General features: G+C 29.3%; 8 protein-coding genes. 5 read left to right on the forward strand and 3 right to left on the reverse strand.

What is annotated here, in order from left to right:
- Window positions 1–118 precede the first annotated feature (118 nt).
- Complete coding sequence (locus tag Q0731_RS07030) at window positions 119–940, reverse strand: hypothetical protein (protein WP_299061858.1); 822 nt, start codon at window positions 938–940, stop codon at window positions 119–121.
- Window positions 941–1,295: 355 nt separating this feature from the next.
- Between Q0731_RS07030 and gcvP the strand changes: the two genes are divergently transcribed.
- Together gcvP and Q0731_RS07040 are read left to right on the forward strand one after the other, a co-directional pair.
- Entirely contained in the window at window positions 1,296–4,181 is a 2,886-nt protein-coding gene (gcvP, locus tag Q0731_RS07035; protein ID WP_299061861.1) for an aminomethyl-transferring glycine dehydrogenase, read from the forward strand.
- A 174-nt stretch (window positions 4,182–4,355) separates the two neighbouring features.
- Window positions 4,356–6,926, forward strand: coding sequence for an SIR2 family protein (locus Q0731_RS07040; RefSeq protein WP_299061864.1), 2,571 nt, complete (start codon window positions 4,356–4,358; stop codon window positions 6,924–6,926).
- A gap of 138 nt (window positions 6,927–7,064) precedes the next feature.
- On the opposite strand, the gene Q0731_RS07045 is transcribed toward Q0731_RS07040, so the two are convergent.
- Together Q0731_RS07045 and Q0731_RS07050 are read right to left on the reverse strand one after the other, a co-directional pair.
- Entirely contained in the window at window positions 7,065–8,570 is a 1,506-nt protein-coding gene (locus tag Q0731_RS07045) for an FMN-binding glutamate synthase family protein (protein WP_299061867.1), read from the reverse strand.
- Between the two features lie 271 nt (window positions 8,571–8,841).
- A complete protein-coding gene (locus tag Q0731_RS07050) occupies window positions 8,842–9,096 on the reverse strand; it encodes a type B 50S ribosomal protein L31 (RefSeq protein WP_299056231.1) in 255 nt (84 codons plus the stop codon).
- A 260-nt stretch (window positions 9,097–9,356) separates the two neighbouring features.
- On the opposite strand from Q0731_RS07050, the gene Q0731_RS07055 reads away from it, so the two are divergent.
- The 3 genes from Q0731_RS07055 (at window position 9,357) to Q0731_RS07065 (ending at window position 12,796) form a co-directional block, all read left to right on the forward strand.
- The gene (locus Q0731_RS07055; protein WP_299061870.1) at window positions 9,357–10,400 is read left to right on the forward strand and encodes a glutaminyl-peptide cyclotransferase; all 1,044 of its coding nucleotides are present in this window, start codon (window positions 9,357–9,359) and stop codon (window positions 10,398–10,400) included.
- Window positions 10,401–10,520: 120 nt separating this feature from the next.
- A complete protein-coding gene (locus tag Q0731_RS07060) occupies window positions 10,521–12,053 on the forward strand; it encodes a hypothetical protein (protein WP_299061873.1) in 1,533 nt (510 codons plus the stop codon).
- Window positions 12,054–12,115: 62 nt separating this feature from the next.
- On the forward strand, window positions 12,116–12,796 hold the full coding sequence (locus tag Q0731_RS07065) for an SDR family oxidoreductase (RefSeq protein ID WP_299061875.1): 681 nt from the start codon (window positions 12,116–12,118) through the stop codon (window positions 12,794–12,796).
- Window positions 12,797–12,879 lie beyond the last annotated feature (83 nt).

The following is a 12,879-nucleotide window of genomic DNA, read 5'->3' on the forward strand; positions in this document are numbered from 1 at the left end:
AAGTGTGTAAATCTACAAATATAGTAGGGATTTAAGAAGTGATTTTACAACTTTTATAGTATTATTTTTATTTACTCTAAAAATCGAAAAATCTTTATATTAATGGAGTATTTAGCCCCTAAAAATTAAGAAATCCTAAAAGAAGCAACCACCAAACAATTGGTAATGTCTCTACCAAAAAAGAGCTGTAGTATTTATATTGCTCTATTTTTGCTCTCATTAAGAAGATAATCAGCAGAAAAAAGAACAACATAAAGGGAGTTATCACAATACTTAATGAGGCAACTAAATACTCTAAAATCAATGAAAAAATTAATAGCATTAAGCCTAATTTTTTGGTTTTCTCAATGCCTATTTTCTTGGGGATTGTTTGCAGAGAAATCGCATCGTATTTTACATCTCTAATATCAAAAGGTAGTATTAAAACAATTACTATTAATAAGCGTTGTATCATTATTAAAACACTGTTTAAGTCGATTTCTTTCCCTGAATCAATTAGAGGAATCAATACTGTAAAACCCGCCCAAACAATGGCTACAACAATAATTTTTAAATAACTTACCTCTCTTAAGTTTTTAGCAAATCCGCTTAAAAAAGGAACTGCATATAAAATAGTTAACAAGATAAAAGGAAGTGTAAAATAAAGTGTTTTTAATGAAACTTGATACATAAAATAACTCATTGCCAGAAAGCATAAAAAAGAAAAAATTTGAATATTTCTTAACCCTTTTGCCAAACTTCTGTGATGCAATTTTGCAACGCCTGCATATTTTACAAAATTGTAACCAGTAATTGTTCCGAAAAAAATAAAATAGTTTAGGTTTTGATTGTAATCTAACTCAAAATAAATTTCTGTAATTCTTAAAAAAGCATACACAGAAAAAGCGACGTGAATACTTGCGTTTAAATAAAAATCGAAAGCTAATTTTAAAAACTTCATACTACAAAAATAGCTTTTATGTTCATAACATTTCAATTTGGTTGATAATTAACTGTCTTTTGTCAAATCTAAAATCATTTTGAACCTAATAAAACCCTTATTTTTGTAGCTTGAAAATTTAACTGATGTTATGAATTTAAATAAGACATTTTTTTTAAAACAACATAGTTTTCGACAAGCTCAAACTAGCATTTAAGGTTTTAATTGATATTTCGTAAATGATTTTATAAACCTAAAATTAATAAAACATCAGAATGTTACACTGAGCTTGTAGAAGTGTTTTTTTTGGAAACCTCTACAATTCTTAACCATTTTTAGACATCAATTACAAAAAGCCTAAACAAAACGTTATTAAATGAATACAAATTTGTTTCAAAACAGACATATTGGTCCTAACAAAAAGGAACAAGAAAAAATGTTAGCTACCATTAATGCAGAAAGTCTAGAGCAATTAATCTATGAAACTGTGCCAGATGATATTCGTTTAAAAAACGAGCTAAATTTAGCACCTGCAAAAAGCGAATATGAGTATTTAGCCCATATTAAAGAATTAGGCGATAAAAATAAAGTATTTAAAAGCTACATTGGTTTGGGCTATCATGAAGCCATTGTACCAAGTGTTATACAACGTAATATTTTAGAAAACCCAAGTTGGTACACTGCCTACACACCTTACCAAGCAGAAATTGCTCAAGGTAGATTAGAAGCTTTGTTAAATTTTCAAACGATGGTTTGTGATTTGACAGGAATGGAATTAGCAAATGCCTCTTTGTTAGATGAAAGTACTGCTGCTGCAGAAGCAATGGCATTATTATATGATGTTAGAGAAAGAGCACAGAAAAAAGCAAACGTAAATAAGTTTTTTGTGTCTGAAGAAATTTTACCACAAACTTTATCTGTTTTACAAACACGTGCTACACCTATTGGTATTGAATTGGTTCTAGGAAACCACGAAGAATTTTCTTTTTCTTCGGATTTTTTCGGAGCAATTTTACAATATCCAGGAAAACACGGACAAGTTTTTGATTACACAAAATTTGTTGCAAAAGCCAATGAAAACAATATTAAAGTTGCAGTTGCTGCAGATATTTTGTCTTTAGTAAAATTAAAAGCACCTGCAGAATTTGGGGTTGATGTTGTAGTAGGAACCACACAACGTTTTGGAATTCCTTTGGGTTATGGAGGTCCTCATGCAGCTTATTTTGCTACAAAAGACAAATACAAAAGAAGTATTCCTGGACGTATTATTGGTGTTACCAAAGACAGAAATGGAAAACGTGCTTTAAGAATGGCGTTGCAAACTAGAGAGCAACATATTAAACGAGAAAAAGCGACTTCTAATATTTGTACTGCACAAGTTTTACTAGCTGTTATGGCAGGTATGTATGCTGTGTATCATGGTAAAAGTGGTTTGCAATTTATAGCAGATTCTGTACATAACAAAACAAAATTGGTTGCTAATTATTTAGAAAAAGCAGGTTTTAAACAACTAAATACTACTTATTTTGATACCTTGTTGGTAGAAATTGATTGCATCAAACTAAAATCTGTTGCAGAATCTTTTAAAGTCAACTTTAATTATGTAGATGAACAACATATTTCGATTGCGATCAATGAAGCTACGACTCAGAAAGATTTAATGAAATTGTTTACCATCTTTGGTCAATTACAAAAGAAACCTGTTGCTTTAGAAGCAGAAAATGTAGGTGATTTTCATCAAATATTAACGCAAAGCTCTTTCAATGCCGATTTTGAAGTAATTGCTGACCATTTACTTAGAAACACTTCTTTTTTAGACAACGAAGTTTTTAATACGTATCAATCTGAAACAGATATGATGCGTTATATTAAAAAATTAGAGCGTAAAGATTTGGCCTTAAATCATTCTATGATTTCTTTAGGTTCTTGTACTATGAAATTAAATGCAGCATCAGAAATGTTGCCTTTAAGCAATCCTCAATGGGGAAATATTCATCCTTTTGTACCTATAAATCAAGCAGAAGGCTATCAACAAGTATTAAAAAGATTAGAGCATCAATTAAATATTATTACTGGTTTTGCTGGTACTTCTTTGCAGCCAAATTCTGGTGCTCAAGGAGAGTTTGCCGGTTTAATGACAATTAGAGCATATCACTTATCTAGAAACGATGCTCATAGAAATATATGTATTATTCCTGCTTCTGCTCATGGTACAAATCCTGCTTCTGCAGTAATGGCAGGGATGAAAGTAGTGGTTACAAAAACTGCAGAAAATGGAAATATTGATGTGGCTGATTTACGTGAAAAAGCCATTTTACATAAAGATAATTTGGCAGCTTTAATGGTTACCTACCCTTCTACTCATGGTGTTTTTGAAAAAGAAATTAAAGAAATTACACAAATTATTCACGATCATGGAGGTCAGGTTTATATGGATGGTGCAAATATGAATGCTCAAGTTGGGCTAACAAACCCTGCAACTATTGGTGCAGATGTGTGTCACTTAAACTTGCACAAAACATTTGCAATTCCTCATGGAGGTGGAGGCCCAGGAGTTGGTCCTATTTGTGTTGCGCCACAATTAGTCCCTTTTTTACCAACAAACCCAGTCATTAAAACTGGTGGAGAAAATGCCATTTCTGCAATTTCTGCTGCTCCTTGGGGTTCTTCTTTAGTCTGTTTAATTTCTTACGGCTATATTACAATGCTAGGTGCAAAAGGCTTAACAGATGCTACAAAATTGGCTATTTTAAACACAAATTACATAAAAGAGCGTTTACACGGACATTATAATACATTGTATACAGGAGAAATGAACAGGGCTGCTCATGAAATGATTATTGATTGCAGAGATTTTAAACAAAACGGAATTGAAGTAGTTGATATTGCAAAACGTTTAATGGATTATGGTTTTCATGCACCAACAGTTTCTTTTCCTGTTGCAGGAACTATGATGATAGAACCTACAGAATCTGAATCTATTGCAGAATTAGATCGTTTTTGTGATGCTATGATTTCTATTAGAAAAGAAATTGATTTAGCAACTAAAGAGGATCATAACAATCCTTTAAAAAACGCACCTCATACTCAAGAGTTTTTAACTGCGGATGAATGGATGTTACCCTACTCAAGAAAACAAGCGGCTTTTCCGTTAGATTATATTGCTGATAATAAATTTTGGCCTTCTGTACGTAGAGTTGATGATGCTTTTGGAGATCGAAACTTGATTTGTTCTTGTAACCCAATTGAGGATTATATGTAAACACACTGTGTTTTTAAGTATTTTAAAACCGTTTCTTTTTAGAAGCGGTTTTTTATTTTAAGTAATAATATTTATTATTGACTTTCTACTTTTAAAAAGCTAACTTCGCTAGCGACTGATATAAGTCATTAAAACGACATCATATCAGATAAAAGTTGTGCCTAATACGATAAAATGATTCGTAAAGAAAAAATAAAAGGAATAGACTACTTACTTAACAGATTTCAAGAAAAACATCTTGAATTTAATTCAATTCCTAAATGTTCTTTTTTATTAGGAGCTGGGTGTTCAATAAGCTCGGGAATTCCTTCAGGTTTTGATATAATTCAAAAGCTTCGAAAACTATGGTTCATTTCAAACTTTAAAAACGGAACTGAATATAAGTTAAATGGCTTTGAAATTGACGAAGAAAAGTTTGAAAATTTAGAAAATGAATTTCAATCTGCAGTTTTAGAACACGAAACTCAATTAATTTATAAAGTTGAAAACTCAATAAATAAACTTAAAACAGAGCGTCCAAATTATTTAAAAAAACTTTTAGGAACAATCAAAGAAGATGATTTAAAAAATAATTTAATTAACGACCAATTATATGGCTTTTGGTTTGAAAGTTTTTCGGAAAACCCTAAAGAAAGACAAAAACTAATAGAATCATTAATTGAGAACAAAGAACCTTCTGGAGCATATTTACTTTTAGCTCATTTAATTGCAAATGAAAAAATTAAAAATATATTCACAACCAACTTTGATGACTTACTTTATGATAGTTTAATAAGATACACAGATACCAAACCTAAAATTTACTCTCATAACGAAGTTGCTCAATACATTAATACATTAGGCAAAAGACCAAATATTATAAAATTACACGGAGATTTCTTATTTGAAAATATTAAAAATACAGAGTTAGAAACTTCAAGACTTTGGGAAAATATGGAATCCAAACTTGAAGAATCTCTTAAAAATTTTGATTTAATTATTATTGGCTATAATGGTTCTGATTCAAGTGTAATGGATTCGTTAGCTAAATTAAAGTCTAATCACTATGGCTTAATATGGTGTGGTCGAAGTCAAAAAAAATTAAATTGGAGAGTTATTGAATTTATTAATAATACACCAAATTCATTTTTTGTAGAAATAGATACTTTTGAGTTGTTAATGTTCCAACTTTATAAAGTTTACGAAGAAGAAATTAGTTTTCCTGACTTCATAAAAATAGCAGAAAAAAAGAACAAAGAGTTTAATAATTACATTTCAGAATTTGCAGAGGAACTAACTACTGATGAAAGTATTGACTTAAAAATTAGAGATAATATTCAAAACACTTTAAGTGTAATTTTAGATAGAGATAGTTTCTTTGAAATTGCATCGATGCCTAATAAAGAACAAGTTTTATTTCTACAAAAATTAAAAATTGATGGAATAGGTAGAACTTTAAAAAATATTTATTCACATATAAATTGGGAACACGCAATTTGGTTGTATGAATCTTTAGATAAAGATAATTTCTTTCAAAATAAAATTCAAGAAGCACCAATTCAACATATTTCAAATTCACTTTCCAATCTTAAAAAAATAGAACCAGAAAGGACAAAGAATATATTAGATTTAGTAGAAAACAATATTTTATTACAAAAAATAAATAAGGCAAAAAGTGAGGATTTATATTCAGCTATAAATGAGTTAAAAGCTATTAGCCCAAAAAAAATAGAACTTATTGTAAATCAACGAAATATTAATACTAAATCAATAGACCTACAGAAGCTTGATTTAAGACGTATTTTATATAAAATCAACACATTATCATATAAAAATGCTTTGGTTTTATTTATTTCCAATAACGAAATAATAAGAAGTAAATTAAAAAAAGAATCTATAAAGGAAGTTGTTTTATTTTTTGACACTTTAAGCAAAAATCATTTTAAAGAATGTAAAAACCTATTTGAATCTCTTGATGATAAGGAATTAAGTAATAAAATTTCATCTCAAAATTTAAATCTTTTAAGTATAACTTTAAGGGTATTCAATAGTTTAAACCGTGAGAAAACTAAAAAAATATTAAATTATCTAGATAACAGACTTATTGAGAAAAAATTAGAAAAATCTAGTTTAACTGAAATAAAATCAATTTTATTCACACTTAAAGACGTTGACTTTAAATTAAGTAAAAAACTTTTATCTCTAATTTCAGACGATTTACTTTTAAGGAAATTCACTAGTTCTGATATTTCAATTCTTGCAGAATCTGCAGAATATATATCAAAAATTGATTTTGATAAAATTAAACGAATCATCAAAAGAATTGACAATACTTTAATAACTAAAAGTATCGATAAAAATGATTTTACATTCCAAAAATATGGAAATGCAATATCTAAATTAATTGTATTTGATTTTGATAAATTCTGTCAAGCTGCTAGAAATTCAAACATTGAGATACTATCTGATAAAATTTCAAGAAGTTTAAACAAAACTGGTGAACAAGTTTTTCTACATTTTGTTCCAACCTATTTTAAAGTAGACAGAAATCTATTTTCTTTAATTATTAAAAAATCTAATCAAGATTATATTAACTCAATTTTAAAATGGCCTAAAATAGATTTATACACTGTCAATTTGCCTTATTTAAAAAGAGCTTTTGAATCAAATAAAATGGAAAAAGAATCAAAATATATTGATTATATAATAAAAAATAATCAAAACCGATTTAAGAAAAAGAAAGATAGAAATAGGAAAAAGTACTAGGCACAACAACATATATAATTTATTGCTTACTTTTTGCTTACTTACGAAAATCCTCGGGGATTTTCTTGGTCTGTAATTATTTACTAAATTAGTTGCTTAAACCACGCAACAAACCATATATAAACACGTTAGCGAATCCTAATAATAAATCTTCTCAAAACTAACAACTTCCTCGGCTTTTTTTCGTCTAAAAACTTGGTTGGGTTTTAAGTCTGCAATAGAGGCAATACCCATTGCAGCAACTACACCTTTTACTGCTGCTATCGTTTCATCATGATAATTTTTTACACGCACATTTTTCTTTTCTACAACCAATGCTTTTACCAAACTTTCATCTTGTGTAGCAACACCAACAGGACAAGAATCTAAATTACATTCTCTAGCCTGTATACAACCTAAACTTAGCATAAAGCTACGTGCCATGGCAATTGAATCTGCACCTAAAGCAATTAATTTAACAATATCAAAAGCATCAATAGCTTTACCAGAGGCAATAATTTTAATCTGATTTTTTAGGTTGTATTTTATCAATAGCTTGTTTACAAAAACCAAACCTTCAATTAAAGGAGTCCCAATATAATTGGTAAATTCTAACGGAGCTGCACCTGTACCTCCTTCTCCTCCATCTACAGCAATAAAATCAGGATAATTATTTGCTGTTTCAAATGCTTTAAACATGGTTTCTATCTCTTCGTTGTTTCCTATACAAAATTTGATTCCTACTGGTTTTCCACTAGATAATTCTCTTACTTTTTGTATAAAAGCAATCATTTCATCATAATTAGAGAATGCAGAATGACTTGGAGGAGAATCTACTTGTGTACCTACTTCTACAGAACGAATTTTTGCAATTTCTGGTGTGTTTTTCTTGGCAGGTAAAATACCTCCATGACCAGGTTTTGCTCCTTGAGAAAACTTAATTTCTATCATTTTTACTGCTTTATGACTAGCACTTTCTTTAAAAATAGCGTCATCAAAAACACGTTTGCCATCAACTGATTTTCCTGCTCCAAAATAACCTGTTCCTATTTGAAAAATAACATCTCCTCCTTGTAAATGATAAGGAGAGATTCCTCCTTCTCCTGTATTATGAGCAAAATTACCCATTTTTGCACCTTGATTCAATGCCATAATTGCATTTTTACTTAAAGAACCAAAAGACATGGCAGAAATATTAATAATAGAACAACTGTATTTTTGAGTACATTTATCTGAACCAAAAACAACTCTTTCTCCTTTTACTTGATGGTGCTCTTTTGGAAACAAAGAATGCTTTACAAACTCATACCCTTTTGAATATACATTGTGTTGTGTACCAAAAGGAATGGTATCTTTTTCTAACTTAGAACGCTGATAAACCACACTTCGTTTTTCTCTACTAATTGGCGTTCCGTTTAAATTATCTTCTATAAAATATTGTTGAATCTTATCTCTTTCTTCTTCAAAAAACCAACGTAAACGTGCAATTACAGGAAATGCTCTTAATAAAGAGTGTTGGGTTTGCAGACTATCGTAAATTGCTATAATTGTGAATATTCCTGAAATAGACAATAAAATAAAGGTACCTATTTGAGGAAGAAAATAAACCAGTATAGCAGATAAAATAGTAGCAGTAATAAATATGGAAAGTAAGGTGTTTCTCATTTTTTTTTGTTCTTTTTTAAGAGATTCCAAAAATACTCTTTTACTTTGAAGTTTTAAAAATTGTTGGCAAATTATGTTGCGTTAGGGATTGAAACGGCATCCTTTTTTGAGGGACGAAAAAAAGATACAGTGGAAAGCCCGACCTTTAGGGAACGCCCATACTTAAACAAGCTCAGTATAAATATTAAAGATGTACTGAAATAAATTTAGTACAAAAAAACTCCAACAAATACATGTTGGAGTTTTAAATATGTTGAAAATTTTAAAAGAATTAGTCTTTTTTGAATTTTGCGTATTTCGTTTTAAATTTATCGATACGTCCTGCAGCATCAATTAATTTAGATTTACCAGTGTAAAATGGGTGAGATGTTCTAGAAATCTCTAATTTTACTAAAGGATACTCAACACCATCAACTTCTAACGTTTCTTTAGTGTCTACAGTAGAACGTGTTAAAAATACATCTTCATTAGACATGTCTTTAAACGCTACCATTCTATAATTTTCTGGATGAATTCCTTTTTTCATTTTATGATGTTTTAATACTTTAATGTTATGTTTGTATGAGTAAAGTTGGTAAGGCTTACTCAAATTTCTAAATAGTTGTTTTTTACTATTTTGAGTTTGCAAATTTAACTTTATTTTTTAATTTACAAATAAATATTTTGCTTTTATTTAGTATTTGAAAGATATTACATAAAAAAGGATTCTTTTAATGCTTAAAAGTTGGTTTATAAAAGGCTTTTTTTGAATCTTTACGTTTTAAAACACTCAACTTTTTATTTATAATGAAGAATAAATTTACAATTATACTTTTTTTCTCTTTTGTTTTCTTGCTGACTTCTTGTTCTGATGTTTATAAGTTTAGCTTAGTTCATGAAAAACAAACTACTCTAAACTCGAATTTAGAAATAACATTAAAGGAAAAAGAAGACAAACCGATAAATAGTGTCCAGTTTTTTATAAACGGAAAAGAGGTTGCTTCTAAAGGGAATTCGATTTCTATAAACACTGCTGATGTAGGTATAGGAAAACATCAAATTTCTGCACTGGTTTTTTATCCTGAAAAAACAAAAAAAGAGAATAGTTTTTTTGAAGTTTTAGCCAACAAAGCACCTGTTGTTTATGGATATAAAATTATAAATGAATACCCTCATGATAAAACAGCCTACACTCAAGGTTTAGAATATTACAATGGTTTTTTATATGAAACTACAGGTCGTAGAGGAGAATCTACTTTAAGAAAAGTAGCTATTAAGACAGGAAAAGTTTTACAACAAACTGCTTTAGATAAAAAATATTTTGGTGAAGGAATGACCATTTTTAACAACAAAATATTCTGGTTAACTTGGCAAGGCAAAAAAGGCTTTGTTTATAATTTAGATACTTTTGAGCAAGAAAGAGAGTTTGCTTATAACAGTAGTAAAGAAGGTTGGGGATTTACACATGATGAGAAAAACTTAATAAAATCTGACGGAACTCATAAAATTTGGTTTTTAAACCCAGAAACTTTAAAAGAACAAAAATCTATTCAAGTATATACCAACAAATACGCTGTAAATGATTTGAATGAATTAGAATTGATCAACGGAAAAATTTATGCGAATAAATATCAGCAAAATGCTATTGTAATTATAGATCCAAATACAGGTATTGTTGAAGGAATTGCCAATTTAAAGTCTCTAAAAGCTGAAATGGAGAAAACTCAAAAATTAGTACCACAAGATGAAGTTTTAAACGGAATTGCTTTTGATGCAACAAACAATCGTTTGTTTGTGACAGGTAAACATTGGGGTAAATTATTTGAAATTGAATTGATTCAAAAACAATAATTCAAGTATTATAAAGTTTTAACTACCATATAGTTTACATTATAAAAACAAATTTTACCTCATAAAAACATAGTCACATATTGTTATCTATACTTTGAAGTAATTTTTCATAAAAAAAACATGAAATATATTTTACACCTCTTATTAACTATTATTATTATTGCATCGGTTATTTCTTGTGATAGAAAAGATTTTAACACAACGCCTAGTTCTGGAAATTTACAATTCTCTAAAGACACCGTTTTTCTTGATACTGTATTTACCAATATTGGCTCTGCTACTTACAATTTAAAAGTTTATAACAGAAGTAGTAATGCAATTACAATTCCTAGAATTGGTTTAGAAAATGGAACAAGTTCTAATTATAGATTAAATGTTGATGGAGTTCCTGGTAAAGAATTTACAGATATTGATATTTTAGCAAAAGACAGTATTTTTGTTTTTGTTGAAACTACAATTGATGCTGCAAACACAACAAACCCTCTTTACACAGATAGAATTTTGTTTGATAATGGTAGCAATCAACAAGATGTAGATTTGGTTACTTTAGTGCAAGATGCTACTTTTATCTTCCCTGACAAAGACGCAATTTCTATGAAAATTGACAGCCTTACTTTAGATGGTGAACCTACAACATTAAAGGGTCGTTTTTTAAAACCTTCTGAATTAACATTTACCAAAGCAAAACCAATTGTTATTTATGGTTTTATAGCTGTACCAGCAAATGAAACATTAACTATTGAAGCTGGTGCAAACATCCATTTTCATGACAATTCTGGTTTAATTGTAGATAATAGAGCCACTTTAAAAGTAAACGGAACTTTAAACGAAAAAGTAACTTTTGCAGGAGACAGATTAGAACATTCTTTTGATGACATTGCAGGACAATGGGGCACAATTTGGATGCGAGCAGGAAGTAGAAACAACGAAATGAAACATACCATTATTAAAAATGGAATTATTGGAATTTTAGTAGACAGTATCGGTTCTGCTTTTACACCAACTTTAAGATTAGAAAATACAGAAATCTACAACCATTCTAGCTACGGAATTTTAGGAAGAGAAACCAATATTAGAGGGCATAATGTAGTGATAGGTTCTGCAGGACAATCTTCTTTAGCTGCAACAATTGGTGGAACCTACAATTTTACTCATAGTACTTTTGCCAATTTCTGGAACAATGGATTACGCCAATTACCTGCTGTTTTAGTGAATAACTTTTTTTCTTTTACAGATGAAAATGGACAAGAAACTATTGAAACTAGAAATTTACGAGCTGCTAATTTTACCAATTGTATTTTTGATGGTAACAACAATATAGAATTTATATTGGATAATGTTGATGCTGGAGGAAGATTTAACTACAATATTAGCAACTGTATGATTAAGTTTACAGATACAAATGATGCTTTTATAGAAAATATGGAGTTAGATTTTACAAACTCTTTTTATCAGGATATTATTATAAATGGAAAACCTGATTTTAGAAACACTCAAAATAATGATTTTATCATTGGAGAAGAAAGTGATGCCATTAACAAAGCAAAAGCTAGCTCTTTCTCTACGGATATTTTAGGGGTTGATAGAAATACAAATCCTGATATTGGAGCATACCAACATATTATTTTTGAAGTGGAAGAAGAAGAAGAATAAGCAATACTTTTAGTCTAAAATCTGTTATTAAAATCATTAAAAATAAACTATTACGCATATTGATGAAAAACGTTATTATTACAGGTACAAGTAGAGGGATTGGTTTTGAACTTGCCAAACAATTTGCAGAAAAAGGACACAAAGTTTTAGCTTTATCTAGAAATACAAAACCTTTAACTGACTTTAACCATAAAAATATTACTGTAATTTCTGTAGATTTATCGATCAATTCAGACATAAATAAAGTAAGAGAATTCATTAAAAATGAATGGAAACAAGTAGATATTCTAATTAATAATGCAGGGAAATTAATAAACAAACCTTTTACAGAATTGTCTTCTAATGATTTTTTAGACGTTTATAAAGTGAATGTTTTTGCAGTTGCAGAACTCACAAAATTGATGATTCCTTTTATGCAAAAAGGGAGTCATGTTGTAACTGTAAGTTCTATGGGAGGAATTCAAGGAAGCATGAAATTTCCTGGTTTAGCAGCGTATTCATCAGCAAAAGGTGCTGTTATTACATTATCAGAATTATTAGCAGAAGAATACAAAGAGCAGCAAATTGCTTTTAATGTTTTGGCTTTAGGAGCTGTACAAACAGAAATGCTAGCAGAAGCTTTCCCTGATTACAAAGCACCACTTTTAGCAACAGAAATGGCAAATTACATTTTAGATTTCTCTTTAACAGGAAATAAGTTTTATAACGGAAAAGTATTGCAAGTTTCATCAACAACACCATAAAGCAGTAAGCAGTAAGCAGTAAGCAGTAAGCAGTAAGCAGTAAGCAGTAAGCAGTAAGCAGTAAGCAGTAAGCAGTAAGCAGT

Source organism: uncultured Polaribacter sp., assembly GCF_947497695.1.
Lineage (GTDB): Bacteria > Bacteroidota > Bacteroidia > Flavobacteriales > Flavobacteriaceae > Polaribacter.